Origin of the sequence: Tabrizicola sp. YIM 78059 (genome assembly GCF_004959785.1) — a bacterium.
GTDB lineage: Bacteria > Pseudomonadota > Alphaproteobacteria > Rhodobacterales > Rhodobacteraceae > Tabrizicola > Tabrizicola caldifontis.
This window is the reverse complement of sequence record NZ_SJZH01000001.1, coordinates 160,376-178,817: the sequence shown is the minus strand read 5'-3', so window position 1 is coordinate 178,817 and position 18,442 is coordinate 160,376. Positions and strand designations below refer to the sequence as shown.

Genomic DNA, 18,442 nt, shown 5'->3' with positions numbered 1-18,442 from the left:
TGTCAAGCCTGATGGGCGGATCACAATACAGCCGAAACCGAAACGGGAGGATCCCATGCGTTTCACTATGACTGCCCTTGTCTTCGCCAGCCTGTCCGTTCCAGCCCTGGCCCAGGACATCGAGGCCGGGGCCAAGACCTTCAACCAGTGCCAGACATGCCACGTCATCCAGAACGAGGCGGGCGAAACGCTGGCGGGCAAGAATGCCAAGACCGGGCCGAACCTCTACGGACTGCCCGGCCGCGTGATCGGCAGCTATGAGGGGTTCAAGTACGGAGACTCCATTGTCGCTCTGGGTCAGACCGGCGCGGTCTGGGACGAGGCGAGCTTCGTCGAATACGTCCAGAACCCGGCCAAGTTCCTGAAAGAGCGGCTGGGCGACGACAAGGCCAAGTCAAAGATGGCCTTCCAGCTGAAGAAGCCGGAAGACGCGGCGAATGTCTGGGCCTTCATCGCATCGCTGTCGCCGGCCCCGGCGCCGACCGAGGCTGCTCCGGCCGAAGGAGAGGCGGCCCCGGCAACCGAATGATCTGATCCGCCCCGCGCGGACCAGGCCCCCGTCCCCAGCCGGGGCGGGGGCCTTTGGTTCTTCAGCTGCGATTGCAGGTCAGGCTGAGCACCGTCCTGGGATCGCCTGTCAGCCGCATGCCGCCACCCTCGATAATTGCCCGAACGCCATCCACCCAGTCGTTCGCAACCACGTTGTCGCCGACGACCAGAGGTTGCGACGAGGCCAGCCGCCCCGAGCCGATGCCAGCCCCCTCGATTGGCAGCGACATGCCGAAGCCTTCGCCATAGGGCGATTTGCATTGGACAGTCATTCCAAACTTCTGCTCTCCGGCCTCGTAGTCCAGATCGAAACTGAGACCATCCGTCTGGACCGTCACGCGGAAGTCGTTGCTTATGACGCTGTCGCTTGTGCAGGTCATGTCGGCGGCCTTCATGCGTTCCAGGGCCGCCGTATGCTTGCCCTGGCCGAAGAAGCTGAGGATTTCCGACCCTTGCAGAAGCCTTGAGAGATTATCGCTTTCGAAGATGTTGCTATAGGAAATCTCCACGTCGGGACCGGTGATGGTGTAATGCCATTCCCCGTGCAGCCGTAGTTCGGACCTTTCCAGCACCCGGCCGATCTCGCTTTTCAGGTTGGCCGCCTGCGCCCGGTAGCGCTCTGCCTCTTCCAGGGTCATGACGCTGGGCAGCCGGCTCCAATAGGCATGAGCACCCATGGCCCTGCACAGGTCACGATGCATCAACTCGTGCGCAGCCGTGGCGTCGGCAATGGCGTCGCAGGGCGCTCCTGCCACCATTGCTTTGAGCTGGGTCTCCGGCTGCTGGCAGCTGCCGTGAGGCATGGTAACCTCGTCAGGGCCCATGTAGCCTTTGACCTTGGGAAAGGGCAGTCTCATCTTCTGCGCCACATAGCGGTCCCGCATTGCCAGAACCGTGCTCTGGATATCCAGATTGCCGTCCGGATCGGCGTTGGACGTAAGCTTCAGGTTGCGCAGGCGCTGTTCTTCTGCCTTCAGCACTTCGGCCATCTGGCGCATGAACCCTTCCAGGTAGATTGCGTTCCGGTATTCCTGTTGAAGACTTTCCAGATGCGTGCAGGTACAGGCGGGTGGACCGGCAAGCGCCGGAACCGCGACCATCAGGTTTGCGACAAGAAAGGCAAGCGGGGCGAAAATGGGCCTGTGCAGCATCGGCAATTCCTTTCGGCAAAGACATCGGCGCCGGGGCGCCGCTGAAAAATGCCTTCGATGCTAGGGCAGCGCCGGGCCATGTCAACGCCCTCGTGTCCGTTCAGCGCAGCGTCAGGCCGCCCTCGGTTTGCAGGAACTGCACGACAGCATCGATCCCCACGCCCTGGCGGACACGGGCCATGACATAGGGCCGGTCGCCCCGGGCGCGCCTGGTGTCAGCCTCGAGCAGGGCTAGGTCCACGCCGACATGCGGGGCAAGGTCGGTCTTGTTCACCACCAGCAGGTCCGACCGCGTGACACCGGGGCCGCGCTTGCGTGGAATATCCTGGCCCGCAGCAGTATCGATCACATAGATCGACAGGTCCGCCAGTTCGGGGCTGAAGGTGGCCGCAAGGTTGTCGCCGCCGCTTTCGATCAGGATCAGGTCGAGGTCAGGATGTGCCGCGCGCAGATCGGCGACTGCGGCCAGGTTGATGCTGGCGTCCTCGCGGATCGCGGTATGCGGGCAGCCGCCGGTTTCCACCCCCCGGATCCGGTCCAGGGGCAGCACCTGGGCCCGCATCAGGTATTCGGCATCTTCCCGGGTGTAGATGTCGTTGGTGATCACCGCCATGGAGCAGCGCTGCGCCAGTGCGCGGCAAAGGGCCTCGGTCAGGCTGGTCTTGCCCACACCGACCGGTCCACCGATGCCCACCTTGAGCGGTCCGTTCATGTCTTGAAAATCCTTACGTCCATTTCCTCGTGCCGGATGGCCGACATCTCTGCCGCCAGCGCAGCCGTCCCGATATCGTCAACTTCCGAAACCGAAGCCCAGGCTGCAAGTTCGGCTACGGCCGGATGCAACCTGGCCAGCACCGCCTGCCCTTCGGTCTGGCCTAGGGGGGCAAAGCGCGTCGCGCAGGCCACCAGATTTGCCGCGAAGGCGTGCAGGTACACCCCAACCACCTGCTCCACAGGCAGCTTCAGCACGCAGGCCGCCTCGCCCACCGCCACCGGCAGGCAGCGCGGAGGAAGGTCGCGTCCAGTCAGGGCCGCGACGGTCCGCGCGAAAGCCGCGCCCTGCTCGACCGTCTCGGCAAGACGCTCTTTCGTTCCGGCCATGGCGCGCGCCAGCATGTCGATCCCCGCTGCGTCGCCGCCGCGCAGAACCGACGCCAGCAGCACCGCATCAGACTGCCCGGCTCCATGCCGCAGCACCCCCTCGATCCAGGCCCCGATCCCCGAGGCAGAGCGTTCTCCGGCGCCGATCACTGCCTCCAGCCCATGCGAATAAGCGAAGCTGCCGGTCGGGAACGCCGGGGACAGCCATTGCAGAATGACCAGGAGGTCAGTGCGCATGTCCCATCGTGCGGCCCATCCCGTAGGCCCCGCCTTCCGGGCTGAAGGGCTCGAGCGCCTCGGTCACGGTGGCACCCAGGCCGCGCAGCATGTCGGAAAGCACATGATCGGCACGGATCACGAGGCGGTCGGGCTCGATCTGGCAGGGGGTGTGCCGGTTGCCGATGTGCCAGGCCAGGCGCACCAGGTCGCCCCGGATGACCAGCACCGGCTCTGCCGCCGCAGCGATCTCCACCAGACGACCGTCCAACAGCTCGAAGGCATCGCCGGCCAGCAGGTTCATCGTTTCAGGCAGATCCACAAGAAACGGCTCGCCTGCTGCCGTCAGCAGCCGCCTGCGCCGCAGGAAGCGGTTGTCATAGTCCAGCACAACGCGCTCCGTGGCCAGACGCGGCCAGTGGCCTGAACGGTGCAGGGTCCGGGCAACGGGAAGGGTCATCATCTGTCCTTAGCGATTCCTTCAGATTCGGGGTGCAGTCTGCGGCCCACATAACGAAGGAGGATCGCATGACCGCTTCCCGGCTTGCACTTGCTGACGAACTGGCCGAAATCCGGGCCGAAATCGCCCGCCTGAAGCAGCGGGAAACCGCGCTTGCCTCGCTGGAACACTGTTTTCCCAAGGTGCCCGTCTTCCGTCGGCAACGGTCGGCGGAGCGCACCCTGCAAGGGGCGAACTGCGCTGCATCGGCGCATGCCTGACAGATCAATACAGGAAGTAGCGCTGCGCAAGGGGCAACTCCCGTGCTGGTTCACAGGTCAGAAGGACGCCATCCGCCCGGACCTCATAGGTTTCGGGGTCCACCTCGATTGTAGGCGTCGCATCGTTCAGCTTCATGTCGCGCTTGCCGATGCCCCGGGTATGTTCGACGGCCAGGGTTTCCTTGACAAGGCCATAGGTCGAGCGGACATCCGCCTGCTGGGCGGCCCGGCTGACGAAGGTCACCGCGTTACGGGCCAGGCTGCCGCCAAAGGCCCCGAACATGGGGCGGGTGTGTACAGGCTGCGGCGTGGGGATCGAGGCATTTGGATCGCCCATCTGGGCCACGACGATGCAGCCGCCGATCAGCACCATCTCGGGTTTGGCCCCGAAGAAGGCCGGCGACCAGAGGACCAGATCGGCGCGCTTGCCTGCCTCGACGCTGCCTATATGAGCCGACAGCCCATGCACGATGGCCGGATTGATCGTGTATTTCGCCACATAGCGCCTGACGCGCAGGTTGTCGTTGTCGCCCGTCTCACCTTCCAGACGCCCGCGCTGCACCTTCATCTTGTGCGCTGTCTGCCAGGTGCGGGTGATGACCTCGCCCACCCGGCCCATGGCCTGGCTGTCCGATGCCATGACGGAAAAGGCGCCCATGTCGTGCAGGATGTCCTCGGCCGCAATCGTCTCGCGACGGATGCGGCTTTCGGCAAAGGCCACATCCTCGGGCACCCGGCGGTCCAGATGGTGACAGACCATCAGCATGTCGAGATGTTCCTCGATCGTGTTGACCGTGTAGGGCATGGTCGGGTTTGTGGAACTGGGCAGGATGTTCTGCGACCCCACCACCTTGATGATGTCGGGCGCATGACCACCGCCCGCACCTTCTGTGTGGAAGGCATGGATCGTGCGGCCCGCAATGGCCTTAAGCGTGTTTTCCACGAAGCCGCTTTCGTTCAGCGTGTCGGTATGGATCATCACCTGGACGTCCATCGCATCGGCCACGGTCAGGCAGCAGTCGATGGCGCCGGGGGTGGTGCCCCAGTCCTCGTGCAGCTTCAGGCAGGACGCGCCCGCCCGCACCTGTTCCTCCAGTGCGGCGGGAAGCGAGGCATTGCCCTTTCCCGCGAAGGCCAGGTTCATCGGAAAGGCATCCGCGGCCTGCAACATGCGCGTGATGTGCCAGGGCCCCGGCGTGCAGGTCGTGGCCAACGTGCCATGCGCCGGGCCCGTGCCGCCGCCCAGCATGGTGGTGATGCCGGAATGCAGCGCATCGTCGATCTGCTGCGGCGCGATGAAGTGGACATGCACGTCGATCCCGCCTGCCGTCAGGATGCGGCCCTCGCCCGCGATGATCTCGGTCCCCGGTCCGATGATGACATCGACGCCGGGCTGGGTATCGGGGTTGCCGGCCTTGCCGATCCTGGCAATCCGGCCGTCACGCAGGCCGACGTCGGCCTTCAGGATGCCCGTCCAGTCCACGATCAGGGCATTGGTGATGACCGTGTCCATTGCCCCCTGCGCCCGCGTCAGCTGCGACTGTCCCATACCATCGCGGATCACCTTGCCGCCGCCAAACTTGACCTCTTCACCGTACCCGCCGCGTTCGGCGATCAGATCGCGTTCGACTTCGATGACAAGCTCGGTGTCGCCCAGCCGCACCCTGTCGCCCAGAGTGGGGCCATACATGTCGGCATAGGTTCGGCGGCTGATCGTGAAGGGCATGTCAAATCCTTCGCGGGGCGGTCACAAGGGCCCCATCACCTGCTGATTGAATCCATGAACCACCCGCGCGCCCGACAGGGGCACAAGGCGCACCTCGCGGGTCTGGCCTGGCTCGAAGCGCACCGCCGTTCCGGCGGGAATGTCCAGCCGCCTGCCCCGCGCGGCGGCGCGGTCGAAGGCAAGTCCCGCATTGGTTTCGGCGAAATGGTAATGGCTGCCGACCTGCACCGGCCTGTCGCCGGTATTTGCCACGGTCAATACGGTGACCTCGGCGCCGGCGTTCAGCACCAGATCGCCCGGCGCGGGGATGATCTCGCCCGGGATCATCTTCTACACCGGCAGGACAGGCAGCGCGGCAAGGATCGCCAGGGCGACCAGCCACTCGGCGCCGCAGCTGCGGGGCAACGGCAGGGCAATGACAGCGACGCGGTCCGGGTTCATCATGGCCTCCTATCGGATCGGATGGTGGACAGTGACAAGCTTGGTGCCATCGGGGAAGGTCGCCTCGACCTGGACGGAGTGGATCATCTCGGGCACGCCAGCCATGCATTGCCCGGCAGAGACGACATGGGCGCCGGCTTCCATCAGATCGGCCACGCTACGCCCGTCGCGCGCACCCTCGATGACGAAATCGGTGATCAGGGCTACCGCCTCGGGGTGGTTCAGCTTGACACCCCGGGCCAGGCGCGCCCGGGCGACCATTGCGGCAAGGCTGACCAGAAGCTTGTCCTTTTCGCGGGGAGTCAGGTTCATGGCGGTCCCTGATGTTGCCAGACGCGCGGCAGGGGCTGGCCCCGCCGCAGGATGTGCAGGACGCGGGCGATCTGGCGCCGCAGCGGCAAGCCGTCGGCGGCAAGCATCCGCACCACTGTCCGCCCGGCGAAGGCACTGGACCCGGCCGCGACACCGGGTTCATCCAGCACGGCACGCAGCGGGGTCAGAGCAACCTCTTCGGTAATCACGATACTTGCCAGCGCCCGCGCCGCGTTCAGCGTCCCCGCCCCCGAAAGGGCCGATGCATCAATCGCCAGCGGGTCCAGCCAGAGCGGCACACCCTGGCGCCTGATCTCGCGCCGGTCGCGGAAACGGATGTCGCGCACTGTTTCCCCCATCGCGGCGCGGCCCAGCACGACCGCCTCCAGCGCAAGGCATCCGGCACCGGGGGCCAGTTCGATGATGGTGCGGCGGTCCAGCGCGGCGCGATCGAACAGGATGGTCTCCTGCGGCAGCCAGTCAAGCCAGCCGCCGGGTCCAACCGACAGACGCACATCCATGCGCGCCGGGCCGCCATTGGCGCGATAGGCACGTTCGGCAGTCTGGGTCGTTGCGACGGCCTGACCAGCGATCTCAAGCCCGAAGCACAGATAATCGCCCGAGGTCAACCCGCCGGCGGTATTCAGGAAAACAACCTCGCGGCCCATGTGCCCACCAGGCAGGATCGCCTTGGCACTGCCCTCGGTGCGCAGCCTCATCAGCCGCTCGGGGCCAAGCCTGACCAGCGCCTCGCCCCTTGCGCGCTGCATGGTCTCGATGGCCTGTAATGCCGTCATCCGGTCCCCCCGTTGCGCGGCACTGTCGGATGGTCGGGCCGGCGATGGCAACGCCGCAGCCGGCGGCAAACCTGCGGTGGGGGGATCCGCGATCACTTTCGCCCATTTTCCAGGCAAATCGCCCCATTTAAGGGCACGTGATGAAATCAGCCCTCGATCAGCGCCCGAACCCTGGCCACGCCCGCGGCAACCAGCCCGGCATCTCCCCTTGCCTCGACATTCAGGCGCAAGAGGGGTTCGGTGTTCGAGGCGCGCAGGTTCAGCCGCCAGTCGCCGAAATCCAGCGACAGACCGTCCGTCCGGTCCTGACCCAGCGCCCGCGAAGCCAGCGCCGCCTGCACCCGCGCGACGATGGCCCCGGGATCCGGGACGGCAAAGTTGATCTCGCCCGAGGACGGATAGTCGCGGCGCAGCGCCGAGGCCATCTCGGCCAGGCTCTGACCCGTCCGGTCGATCAGACCCGCGACCAGAAGCCAGGGGATCATGCCGCTGTCGCAACACATGAAATCACGGAAGTAATGATGGGCCGACATCTCGCCGCCATAGACGGCACCCTCTGCCCGCATCGCGGCCTTGAGGAACACATGCCCAGTGGGTGCCAGCACCGACCGCCCCCCCGCCTGCGCAATGGTGTCCTGCACTGCCCAGAGCACGCGCGGATCATGCACGATGGCCGCCCCAGGGTGCCGGGCCAACCGCGCACGGGCCAGCAGCGCCACCACATGTTCGCCGTCAAGGAACCGGCCCGACCCGTCAAACAGAAAGCAACGGTCGAAGTCGCCATCGAAAGCAACAGCCATATCGGCCCCGGCGGCGCGCACGGCGGCCTCGGTCTGCGGGCGGTTTTCCGGCAGAAGCGGGTTCGGAACGCCGTGCGGGAAACGTCCATCGGGGTGATGATGCATCCGCAACAGGTCAAGATGCGCGCCCCGACTTTCCAGGCCGTCGGCCAGGGCATCCAGTGTCGGCCCGGCCGCCCCGTTGCCGGAATTGACCAGCACCCGCAGCCGCCCGACCGGACCGACAAGCCCGGCGACATGGGCGACATAGGCCTGGCGGACGGCACTTGCATCCTCTCGGCTTCCGCCTGGCAGAGGGTCGGGGTTCGCGTCAGCCAACGCCATGACCTGGGCAAAGGCCGCATCGGTCAGAGGCACCGCTCCGCGCCCGACCAGCTTCATCCCGTTGTAATCGCGGGGATTGTGCGAGGCGGTGACCATGATCCCGCCGCCCGTGCCCAGATGGGCGGTGGCGAAATACATCTCTTCGGTTCCGGCAAGGCCCAGGTCCAGCACCCGCACCCCATGGGCCATCAGCCCCGCCGCCACCGCATCGGCCAGCGCGGGAGAGCTTTCGCGGCAGTCGCGCGCCAGCACCACGGAATCGGCCCCGGTAACCCGGGCAAAGGCGCGGGCAATGCGATGGGCGACAGCTTCGTCGAGGTCGATCCCCAGCCGGCCGCGGATGTCATAGCGCTTGAACGGGCTCATCTCGGCAGGGGATCACCCCCGCGCGCCGTAGTAAAGGCCTACGACGTGCTCGGCCTCGGCGAAGAACAGCCAGCGGGCGGCCAGCGCCCCGGCCAGGTGCAGCACGGCGGCCAGTGCAATGCCGAACAGGCCAAGCGGCAGGAGGAGGACCAGCGCCGGGGCGAGGGAGGCCAGCACCAGCGCGATCTTGCGCAGCCGGGCCGCATGCTTGCGACCCACGACGAAGATCATCTCGCGTTTCAGGTAGTTCCCCGCCGTATGCGCGGGGTCGAGGACCGACGGCACGCCGAGGCGGTCGAGGCCCGTCGCGGTGCCGAGGCTCTGCCCGGCCCGGGCGAAGGCCCCGTCGCCGACCCGCCAGACGGCAAGCAGGACCGCCCCCACGGCAAGGAGCGGCACCGGCGCCCAGGCGCGACCCGACAGCATCGCCCCCCCGGCCAGCGCGAATGTCAGGAACATGATCGGCGTCAGCCAGTGGTGCCAGCGCGGGACCGCCTTGATCTGGGTATAGATCATCGCGGTGGTGAAGACGGTGAGGATCGCAAGCGCGCCGCCGACCTGGCCCAGGATGCGCGGCAGGCCCAGGCCGAAGATGTCGGACAGCGCCACCGGCGCCAGCAGGACCAGCGTGGCGACCGAGGCCCAGGCCTCACGGCTGAGCCAGCTGGTGCGCCAATGGGTAAAGGCCTTCAGCGCGTTCTTCGGATTGCCGAGGTGGAAGGTCGCGGCCAGTAGCCCCGCCACCGCCAGCCCGTAGCCGAGACCCCAGAGCAGGAAGGCCGCCCAGCCCGAGGGCATGAGCGCACCCCAGCCAAGGAAGGCGAGGAAGCCGAAGCCAAGCCCCGACAGCACGGAAAACAGGATGACCGACGGCGCGGGATGCATCTCAGAGCTTCCCCAGCATCCGGTCGAGCCAGCCGGCGATGCCGCTGGCCTGTACGTCCAGCAGGGGCTCCAAGGGGCTGGCGGCCCCCGGCCCCTTCCTGCGCGGAGGCAGGTACTTGTTGGTGGGCCGCGTCCCCATGTCGGGCATCAGGTCATAGCCGCCGCGTTCGGCGACAAGCCGGGACACCGCGCTGTCGGGGTCGGCGAGGTCGCCGAAATGGCGGGCGTTGGTCGGGCAGGTGCGGACGCAGGCGGGCTCGCGGTCCTCCTCGGGCAGGGTCTCGTTGTAGATCCGGTCGACGCAGAGCGTGCATTTCTTCATCACGCCTTGCGCGGCGTCCATCTCGCGTGCGCCGTAGGGGCAGGCCCAGGCGCAGAGGCCGCAACCGATGCAGGCGTCCTCGTTGACCAGCACGATCCCGTCCTCGGCCCGCTTGTAGCTGGCCCCCGTGGGGCAGACGGTGACGCAGGGCGCGGTGTCGCAGTGCAGGCAGGAGCGCGGGAAGGTCACCACCTGGGCCGGACCGTCCGGGATGGCGACCTGATAGGAATGGACCCGGTTCAGGAAGGTGCCCGAGGGGTCGGCACCGTAGGGATCCTGGTCGGAAAGGCCGATGCCGGCGTCGTTCCAGCCCTTGCAGGCGGTCACGCAGGCCTGGCAACCGACGCAGGTGTCAAGGTCGATCACCAGGCCCAGGCGTTTTTCGGTGCTCTGCGGCAGGGCCGTCATCGCTCCGCCTCCCCACCGGGACCCAAAAGTTTTCGAAAACTTTTGGCAAAATTCTTCGAAGAATTTTGCGCCCGGCCGCCACCGGCGCGCGGAGGATCGGGCAGCCGCTCGAACATCGGCTCCACCGTGCCGCGCGGATGGTCTTCGGCGGCCACCCGCTCCACCCGCACGCGCTGGTCGAACCAGGCGGCCTGGCCGGTCACGGGGTCGGAGTTCGACAGCCGCACGCCCTCGCGGTCGGGCAAGAGTTCCGAGATCAGGTGATTGAGCAGGAAGCCGGTCGTCGCCTCTGGCGCGTCCTCGTGCAGCGCCCAGGCGCCCCGGCGCTTGCCGATGGCGTTCCAGGTCCAGACCGTGTTCTCGTTCAGCGCGGCCATATGCGCCACCGGCACCACGATGGTCCCGGCGCGGGAGGAGACCCGCGCCCAGTCGCCGTCCCGGAACCCCTGGGCCTCCCAGAGTTTCGTCGGCAGATACAGATAGTTGTGCCCCTTGATCTGCCGCAGCCAGGCGTTCTGGCTGCCCCAGGAGTGGTACATGTCCATCGGCCGCTGGGTCAGGGCATGGACCGGATAGCCGAAGGCCGCATCCTCGTCGCCATAGGGCGGATACCAGACGGGCAGCGGGTGCATCGCCTGTTTCAGACGCGCGCGAAGGTGGTCGGGCGGCTGGCGGGGGCCGAAGCCCTCGGCCGCAAGCTGGAAGCGGCGCATGGGTTCGGACCAGATGTTGAAGAGGTAAGGCTGCGGCGTCTCGTAAAGACCAAGGCGCACCGCCCAGTCCTGGTAGGCCGCGTTCCAGGGTTTGTAGAAGGCGGCCTCCTCGGGCACATGCGCCTGGTAGAAGGCGCCGTTCTCGATGTAGCGGTTCAGCTGGTCCGGGTTCGGCGCGCCGCGCCCCTCGGCCTCGCCATTGCCGCGGAAGCCCATCAGCGGCCCGACGCCCGGCCGGCGCTGGTGGTTCGCGATATAGTCGGCATAGTCCTTGAACTTCGGGCTGCCGTCCTCGTTCACCATGCCGGGCAGGCCAAGCCGCGCGCCGAGGTCGAGGAGCACCGACTGGAAGCAGCGCACCTCGCGGTCGGGCTCCAGCACCGGCCAGCGGATCGCGTCGCCTGCGGCATCCGGTTCGCTGATGGGGCGGTCGAGCAGGCTGATGCAGTCGTGGCGTTCGAGGTAGGTCGTGTCGGGCAGGATCAGGTCGGCATAGGCCACCATCTCGCTGGCATAGGCGTCGGAATAGATGATCCGGGGGATCACATACTCACCGTCCCTCTGTTCCGTCAGCATCTCCATCACGCGGGCGGAGTTCATGCTGGAGTTCCACGACATGTTCGCCATGTAGAGGAACAGGGTGTCGATCTTGTAGGGATCCCCGGCATGGGCATTGGGGATGACCATGTGCATCAGCCCATGGGCCGAGAACGGGTTTTCCCAGGAGAACCCCTTGTCGATCCGCGCGGGCTGGCCGTTGGGCAGCAGGCACAGGTCGTCGGGGCTGCGGACATAGCCCAGATGCGGGCCGGTCAGCGGCTTGCCGGGCGAGGTCACGAAATGCGGGGTCGGATGCGCCTCCACCGGCTTGGGGTATGGCGGCTTCAGTCGGTAGCCGCCGGGGGTTTCCACCGCGCCCAGCAGGATCTGGAGAAGATGCAGCGCCCGGGCGGTCTGGAAGCCGTTGGAATGGGCCGATATCCCGCGCATGGCGTGAAAGCTGACCGGGCGGCCGGGCATGGCGGCATGTTCGTTGCCGCGGAAGTCGGTCCATGGGCGATCCAGCTTGATGGTCTGGTTGAAGGCCACGTCGGCGAGTTCGGCGGCCAGCTGCCGGATGCGGGCTGCCGGGACGCCGCAGCGCGCGGCCACCGCCTCGGGCGCGTAATCGGGCTTGAGGTATTCCTCGACCATGTGGCGAAAGACGGTGCGGTTGCCCTGCCATTCGGCGCCGAGGTCGGGCTGCACGTCCTTGCCGTCCCAGGGCGCGGGTTGGCCGGTGCGGCGGTCGATCACGAAGGGCTGGCTTTCGGCATTCCTGACGAACAGGCCCTTCTCCGGCCCCTCTGCCTCGGTCACCAGAAGGGGCGCGTTGGTCCATTGCGCAAGGTAATCGAGGTCGATCTTCCCCGCTTCCAGAAGGCAGTGGATCAGCGACAGGATCAGCAGGCCATCGGTGCCGGGGGTGATCCCGATCCAGTCGTCGGCCACCGCCGAATAGCCGGTGCGGACCGGGTTCACGCTGATGACCCGCGCGCCGCGGGCCTTCAGCTTGCCGATACCGATCTTGATGGGGTTCGAGTCATGGTCCTCGGCCACCCCGAACATGACGAACAGCTTCGTGCGGTCCCAGTCCGGCTGGCCGAACTCCCAGAAGGCCCCGCCGATGGTGTAGATGCCGCCCGCCGCCATGTTGACCGAACAGAAACCGCCGTGGGCCGCATAGTTCGGCGTGCCGAACTGTTGCGCCCACCAGCCGGTGAGGCTTTGCGACTGGTCACGGCCGGTGAAGAAGGCCAGCTTCTCGGGCGCGGTCTCCCGCAGGGGTTTCATCCAGGCGACGGCGGTTTGCAGCGCCTCTTCCCAGGAAATCTCCTCGAAGGCCCCCGATCCCCGCGGGCCAACCCGACGCAGGGGAGCGCGCAGGCGGCTGGGGGCGGTGACCTGCATGATCCCGCTTGCCCCCTTGGCGCAAAGGACGCCCTTGTTGATCGGATGGTTCCGGTTGCCCTCGATATAGACGACCTTACCCGATTTCAGATGCACGTTGATCCCGCAGCGGCAGGCGCACATGTAGCAGGTGGTCTGGCGGACCTCGTCGCCGACCTCGCGTTGCGTTTCCACCCTCGGCTGGTTCACGCGCCCTCCCCGGCCCTCACGGCCTGCGCTTCAAGGGCAATCTGCCGTTCCTCATCTGCTGGCACAAGAAGGATAGCGACACGGGATGTCGCATCGTGCAGCGTGGTTTCGTTCCGCGCATTGCGGGCGGGGTCGGAAGAAACTCCCATGAAGGAAAGCCCGGACAGGATTTTCTTCCGCATCCAGGGATCGTTCTGGCCGATGCCACCGGTAAAGACCACGGCATCGAGGCCGCCCATCGCGGCCACCATCGACCCGGCGTGACGCACCGCCCAATAGGCGAAATGGTCCAGCGCAAAACGCGCCTCGGCCGTGCCTGCCGCATGCAGCGCGCGCAGGTCGCTGTGCCCGCCCAGGCCCAGAAGCCCGCTTTCGCGGTTCAGGATGCGGCCCGCGCGCTCCACCCCGTGCAGTTCGGCCAGCCGCAGCACCGCATTGCCGTCGATGGCGCCAGAGCGGGTGCCCATGGTCAGACCGTCCAGCGGCGAATAGCCCATGGTCGTTGCAACGGAACATCCGTTCACAATCGCAGCCATCGAGCAACCGTTGCCGAGGTGGCAGGCAAGCAGACGCTCCGGCAGCTCGCCGCGGTCACGCAGGATGCGCACCAGCGCGGCATAGCTCAGCCCGTGAAAGCCATAGCGGCGCAATCCCCGGGCGCGTTCAGACGCCGGCAGGGCATAGGTCACGGCCACATCGGGGTTGGTCGCATGAAAGGCCGTGTCGAAGGCGGCATATTGCGGCAGATCGGGCGCGATGTCGTGAACCGCTTGGATTCCCACCAGATTTGCCGGATTATGCAAGGGCGCGAGCGGCACGCAGGCCTCGATCCCGCGCAGCACCTCGGGCGTCACCCGGCAGGTCGCGGTCAGGTAGGCCCCGCCGTGAACCACCCGATGCGCTGCCGCAGTTAGCCGGTCCACCGCCACCCCGGCCTGAGCCAGGGCGTCGATCATCGCCGCCCGATGGCCGTCCGGGCCGATCTCGGTGACCGCCGACCGGGCAACCTCGCGCTCGCCTTCAAAAAGCTTCAGCTTCAGCGAAGACGAACCCGCGTTCACAATCAACCACATCAGAGCAGCGCCTTCCCCAACCCAAGGGTGGCAAGACCGGCGAGAAGCACGATGGCAAAGCGGCGGAACTCCTGCGGGTCAGTGCCGAAGAAATGCCGCCCGCCCAGCCAGTTGCCGAACAGCGTGACCGGCAGCGCGATCAGCGAGGCCCAGAGCGTGTCCCACGTCACCAGCCCCGCCAGCCAATAGAGCGGCGCGGAGTAAAGGTCGAGCAGCGGGAAATAGGCGATAAGCGTGGCCCGGAACACCGCCGCGGGCATCGGTTGCGCCGCGAAGAAGGCCGCAACCGGCAGCCCCCCCATGCCGGGCGCATTGGCCAGCCCCGAGATTACCCCGGCCAGCCCGTTCGGCGCGCCGCGGACCTCGGACCTCAGCCGCCAGCCCGCCAGCAGCACCACGCACATCAGAAGGACATAGGCCGAAATCACTGCCCGCGCCGTGTCCTCGGAAACCCCGGTCAGGATCCACAGGCCCAGTGGCAGGCCGATCGCCGCCCCGCCCAGCAGCCAGCCGACCCGGTGCCAGTCAACATCCGGCCCGGCCCCGCGGGCATGTTGCAGCGACATGACCGTTTCCAGAATGACCACAACCGCCACGAAGTTCAGAGGATTGGTCACCAGACTGGATGCTGCAATCAGCAGAGCCGAGAATCCGAACCCCGAATAGCCGCGCACGAAGCCGGCAACCAGACAGGCAACCGCCAGCCAGGCCAGCGCGCCGGGGCCAAGGTCATAAGGCATCAGACAACCTGCGGCCGCATGTCCTCGCGTCGGATGCCAGCGACCTCGACCGGCTTCTTCATCGCGTCGCGGCGGAAGGGCTCGCCCAGTTCCTGGTTGATCATGGCCTCGATCAGGGTGGTCTTGCCGTTCTGCATCTGATCCTCGATCGCCTTGCGCAGGGCGGCCGTCAGCTCCTCCATCGTCCGAGCGACCACGCCCTGCAATCCGCAGGCGCGCGCGATCCCGGCATAGCTGACATCGGTGTCCAGTTCGGTGCCGACGAAATTGTCGTCATACCACAGCGTCGAGTTGCGCTTTTCCGCCCCCCACTGGTAGTTGCGGAAGACGACCATGGTGATCGCGGGCCATTCCGGGCGGCCGATGGCCGTCAGTTCCGTGACCGCGATACCGAAGGCGCCGTCGCCGGCAAAGCCCACCACGGGAGTATCCGGGCAAGCAATCTTGGCCCCGACGATCGAGGGCAGCCCGTAACCGCAGGGGCCGAACAGGCCCGGCGCCAGGTATTTCCGCCCCGCCTCGAAGGACGGATAGGCATTGCCGATGGCGCAGTTGTTGCCGATGTCGGACGAGATGATCGCCTCTTTCGGCAGCGCAGCCTGGATCGCGCGCCAGGCCATGCGGGGGCTCATCCAGTCGGGCTTGGCCTTGCGGGCGCGTTCGTTCCAGGTGGTGCCGGGATCGTCCTGTTCGTGATCCATCGAGGCAAGCTCCTGGGCCCAGGCCGATTTCTTTTGCGCGATCAGGGCCTTGCGCTCTTCCCGCCCTGCATCTCCGGCGGTCTTGGATAGACGCGCGAGGATCCCCTCGGCCACCTTCTTCGCATCGCCCACGATCCCCACCGTCACCGGCTTCGTCAGCCCGATCCGGTTCGGGTTGATGTCGACCTGGATCACCTTGGCCGCCTTCGGCCAATAGTCGATGCCATAGCCCGGTAGGGTCGAGAACGGGTTCAGCCGCGTCCCCAGCGCCAGCACCACATCGGCATGGGCAATCAGCTCCATCGCCGCCTTCGACCCGTTGTAGCCGAGCGGCCCCGCGAACAGGGGATGGCTGCCGGGAAAGGCATCGTTGTGCTGGTAGCCGACGCAGACCGGCGCGCTCAGCCGTTCGGCCAGCGCCATCGAGGCCGGGATCGCGCCGCCGATCACCACGCCGGCGCCGTTCAGGATCACCGGGAACTTCGCGCTGGACAGAAGCTGCGCCGCCTGGGCGATCGCCTCCTCGCCGCCCGAGGGGCGCTCGAACTCCACGATCGCAGGCAGGGCGATGTCGATGACCTGGGTCCAGTAATCGCGCGGCACATTGATCTGCGCCGGGGCAGACTGGCGTTTCGCCTGCAGGATCACCCGGTTCAGCACCTCAGCCATGCGAGAAGGGTCGCGGACCTCTTCCTGATAGCAGACCATGTCGCGGAACAGCGCCATCTGCTCGACTTCCTGGAAGCCGCCCTGCCCGATGGTCTTGTTGGCAGCCTGCGGCGTGACCAGCAGCAGCGGCGTGTGGTTCCAGTAGGCGGTCTTGACGGCAGTGACGAAGTTGGTGATGCCCGGACCGTTCTGGGCGATCATCATGCACATCCTGCCCGAAGCCCGGGTGAAGCCATCGGCCATCATCCCGCCCGAGCCTTCATGCGCGCAGTCCCAGAAGGTGATGCCCGCCTTGGGAAAGAGGTCCGAGATCGGCATGAAGGCCGAGCCGATGATCCCGAAGGCATGCTCGATCCCATGCATCTGCAGAACCTTTACGAAGGCTTCCTCGGTCGTCATCCTCATCGCATCACCCCATGACTTGCCGGGCACAGCCGCCCTTTGCTGCACCTTAGCGCCAGGATGAGTCCAGCCTTAGGGCCAGTTTTGGCGGCCCGCTATGGCCAGAGGCTGCTTCTCTTTCCGCTGCGTCTCTGCGTCGCCGCGCCGGCCGCAACGCATTATGGCAGTCATCTACGACCCAGGGCCCGGGCGATGCGGGCAATGCCCTCGGGGATACGCTGCGGGGCGATGGAGGAATAGGCGAGACGATAGAAGTTGCGGGGGCCGTCACCGGCAAAGAAGGCCCGCCCGGGTTCGATGAGAACCCCGTCCGCACGCAAGGACAGGGCGAGCACCTCGGTGTCAACCCCGTCGGGCGCACGCATCCAGAAGCTGGATCCGCCAAAGCCGCCCTGCCCGGCGACGGCAAGCCCCTCGACGGCGATGGCCTCGGCCATGACCTGACGGCGGCGGCGGTAGGCGTTCTTCATCCGGTTCACAAGCGCGTCGTAATGCCCCAGACCCAGGAAATAGGCCATGGTCCGCTGAATATGGCCAGGCGGATGTTTCAGCATCAGCCCGCGCAGTGCCCGTGCCTCGGCGATGAAGCCCGGCGGACCAACAAGGTAACCAAGGCGCAGGCCGGGAAAGACGGATTTCGAGAAGCTGCCGGCGTAGATCACCCTGCCGCCGCGGTCGAGCGACTTCAGCGCCGGGGCGACGGGTTTCAGAAAGGACATCTCGAATTCGTAATCGTCTTCGATGATGACGAAACCGCGGGCTTCGGCCGCCTCCAGCAGCGCCACGCGACGATCCACCGGCATTGTTGCGTTCGTAGGGCACTGGTGCGAAGGGGTGGTGAAAACCACTTCACCCTCAAGGGTTTGCGTCGGAAGGCCATCTGAATCCACATCAACCGGCACAGCCTCGGCCCCGGTCGCGGCGACGATTGCACGCCAGGCAGGATAGCCCGGGTTCTCTACCACGGCGCGGCGGCCCGGCCCCAGCACGACCGAGGCAGCAATGAACAGCGCGTTCTGGGCGCCGACGGTCAGAAGCACCTCATCCTCGCGCGCGGCAATGCCGCGGCGGGGAAGGATCGTGCGCAGAAGCTCCTGAATGAGCAGCGGGTCGTCACGTTCATAGTAGTCTGTCGTGAGGGCTGCAAAGTCGCGCTTGCCAAGCGCGCGCAGCGCGCACTGTCGCCAGTTCTGGTGGTCGAACAGCGTGGGGTCTGCCTGACCGTAGATGAAGGGCCACGGGTAACGGTCCCAGTCCTCGGGCCGTTCGACCCGGGGTGTCCGGGTGAAGCGGCCACGGGTCAGCGCCCTGAAATCAACGGCTTCGGCCCGCGGCGGGCCCGCCGGGAATTCGGGGGCAAGGGGTGCATTTTCCGAAACGAAATAGCCAGACCGCCCCCGCGCCATGAGGTAGTCAGAAGAGACAAGGTCAGCATAGGCCAGCGTCACGGTGATCCGGCTGACGCCGAGGTGTTCGGCCAGACCGCGGGAAGACGGCATCCGCGCACCGGGGCGGAAGCGGCCGGAAAGGATGCCTTGCGTGACCATGGCACGGATCTGCTGTTGCAGCGAGCCGGTCGCGCCGGGGGTCAGGTAGAAGGCTTCGGGCGGAATGGTGGCCATGAGTCCAGATGAGGGGACTTTGGGGCGGCCAAGTCAAGCCAGCCGTCGACATGGATATGATCGGGGATCTCTACACGAAACAGGAGACCAAGGCACGGGGGCGGGGCGGGTAATACCATCGGCAACGTGGGCCTCACTGCAAGATTTGGCGTGTTCCGAGGATCTGCATCTTGCGTCTGTGACCACTGGAAACGGTGACAGGGTTGATCACAAGACAGCACAGGCAGAATGGTGCGCCGGACTGCACCATGTGATGCAACACGAC

Annotated in this window: 18 protein-coding genes; 2 read left to right on the top strand and 16 right to left on the bottom strand. The window is 66.5% G+C overall.

Annotated features, from left to right (window positions below; genetic code table 11):
- The first annotated feature begins 55 nt into the window (after positions 1–55).
- Positions 56–529 (top strand): cytochrome c family protein, encoded by a 474-nt coding sequence (locus EZM81_RS00805; protein WP_135447193.1) that lies wholly within the window; start codon positions 56–58, stop codon positions 527–529.
- A gap of 61 nt (positions 530–590) precedes the next feature.
- On the opposite strand, the gene EZM81_RS00800 is transcribed toward EZM81_RS00805, so the two are convergent.
- The 4 genes from EZM81_RS00800 to EZM81_RS00785 form a co-directional block, all read right to left on the bottom strand.
- Entirely contained in the window at positions 591–1,700 is a 1,110-nt protein-coding gene (locus tag EZM81_RS00800) for a hypothetical protein (RefSeq protein WP_136644436.1), read from the bottom strand.
- Positions 1,701–1,800: 100 nt separating this feature from the next.
- Complete coding sequence (ureG, locus tag EZM81_RS00795) at positions 1,801–2,412, bottom strand: urease accessory protein UreG (RefSeq protein ID WP_136644435.1); 612 nt, start codon at positions 2,410–2,412, stop codon at positions 1,801–1,803.
- A complete protein-coding gene (locus EZM81_RS00790) occupies positions 2,409–3,038 on the bottom strand; it encodes an urease accessory protein UreF (protein ID WP_136644434.1) in 630 nt (209 codons plus the stop codon). Before EZM81_RS00790 ends, ureG begins: the two co-directional genes overlap by 4 nt.
- Complete coding sequence (locus EZM81_RS00785; RefSeq protein ID WP_136644433.1) at positions 3,028–3,480, bottom strand: urease accessory protein UreE; 453 nt, start codon at positions 3,478–3,480, stop codon at positions 3,028–3,030. Before EZM81_RS00785 ends, EZM81_RS00790 begins: the two co-directional genes overlap by 11 nt.
- Before the next feature lie 65 nt (positions 3,481–3,545).
- Here EZM81_RS00785 and EZM81_RS00780 point away from each other — a divergent pair, with 65 nt between their 5' ends.
- Positions 3,546–3,737 carry a hypothetical protein gene (locus EZM81_RS00780; RefSeq protein ID WP_135447204.1) on the top strand — a complete coding sequence of 64 codons (192 nt, stop codon included), beginning with the start codon at positions 3,546–3,548 and terminating at the stop codon, positions 3,735–3,737.
- Between the two features lie 4 nt (positions 3,738–3,741).
- On the opposite strand, the gene ureC is transcribed toward EZM81_RS00780, so the two are convergent.
- The 12 genes from ureC to EZM81_RS00720 form a co-directional block, all read right to left on the bottom strand.
- The gene (ureC, locus tag EZM81_RS00775) at positions 3,742–5,463 is read right to left on the bottom strand and encodes an urease subunit alpha (RefSeq protein ID WP_136644432.1); all 1,722 of its coding nucleotides are present in this window, start codon (positions 5,461–5,463) and stop codon (positions 3,742–3,744) included.
- Positions 5,464–5,484: 21 nt separating this feature from the next.
- Positions 5,485–5,790, bottom strand: coding sequence for an urease subunit beta (locus tag EZM81_RS00770; RefSeq protein ID WP_135447208.1), 306 nt, complete (start codon positions 5,788–5,790; stop codon positions 5,485–5,487).
- Positions 5,791–5,913: 123 nt separating this feature from the next.
- The gene (locus EZM81_RS00765; protein ID WP_135447210.1) at positions 5,914–6,216 is read right to left on the bottom strand and encodes an urease subunit gamma; all 303 of its coding nucleotides are present in this window, start codon (positions 6,214–6,216) and stop codon (positions 5,914–5,916) included.
- Positions 6,213–7,013, bottom strand: a complete 801-nt coding sequence (locus tag EZM81_RS00760; protein ID WP_136644431.1) for an urease accessory protein UreD — start codon at positions 7,011–7,013, stop codon at positions 6,213–6,215. The genes EZM81_RS00765 and EZM81_RS00760 overlap by 4 nt, the downstream gene beginning before the upstream one ends.
- Positions 7,014–7,159: 146 nt before the next feature.
- Entirely contained in the window at positions 7,160–8,503 is a 1,344-nt protein-coding gene (locus EZM81_RS00755) for a phosphomannomutase (protein ID WP_136644430.1), read from the bottom strand.
- A 12-nt stretch (positions 8,504–8,515) separates the two neighbouring features.
- Positions 8,516–9,388: a DmsC/YnfH family molybdoenzyme membrane anchor subunit gene (locus EZM81_RS00750; protein ID WP_136644429.1), complete on the bottom strand. Its 873-nt coding sequence runs from the start codon at positions 9,386–9,388 to the stop codon at positions 8,516–8,518.
- Position 9,389: 1 nt separating this feature from the next.
- Positions 9,390–10,118, bottom strand: coding sequence for a 4Fe-4S dicluster domain-containing protein (locus EZM81_RS00745; RefSeq protein WP_136644428.1), 729 nt, complete (start codon positions 10,116–10,118; stop codon positions 9,390–9,392).
- The gene (locus tag EZM81_RS00740; RefSeq protein WP_248298090.1) at positions 10,115–12,970 is read right to left on the bottom strand and encodes a molybdopterin-dependent oxidoreductase; all 2,856 of its coding nucleotides are present in this window, start codon (positions 12,968–12,970) and stop codon (positions 10,115–10,117) included. The genes EZM81_RS00745 and EZM81_RS00740 overlap by 4 nt, the downstream gene beginning before the upstream one ends.
- Positions 12,967–14,043 (bottom strand): acetate/propionate family kinase, encoded by a 1,077-nt coding sequence (locus tag EZM81_RS00735; RefSeq protein ID WP_136644427.1) that lies wholly within the window; start codon positions 14,041–14,043, stop codon positions 12,967–12,969. Before EZM81_RS00735 ends, EZM81_RS00740 begins: the two co-directional genes overlap by 4 nt.
- Positions 14,043–14,783, bottom strand: coding sequence for a sulfite exporter TauE/SafE family protein (locus tag EZM81_RS00730; protein WP_135447222.1), 741 nt, complete (start codon positions 14,781–14,783; stop codon positions 14,043–14,045). The genes EZM81_RS00735 and EZM81_RS00730 overlap by 1 nt, the downstream gene beginning before the upstream one ends.
- Positions 14,783–16,558: a sulfoacetaldehyde acetyltransferase gene (xsc, locus tag EZM81_RS00725; RefSeq protein WP_136644426.1), complete on the bottom strand. Its 1,776-nt coding sequence runs from the start codon at positions 16,556–16,558 to the stop codon at positions 14,783–14,785. Before xsc ends, EZM81_RS00730 begins: the two co-directional genes overlap by 1 nt.
- Before the next feature lie 164 nt (positions 16,559–16,722).
- Positions 16,723–18,177, bottom strand: a complete 1,455-nt coding sequence (locus EZM81_RS00720) for a PLP-dependent aminotransferase family protein (RefSeq protein WP_135447226.1) — start codon at positions 18,175–18,177, stop codon at positions 16,723–16,725.
- Positions 18,178–18,442 lie beyond the last annotated feature (265 nt).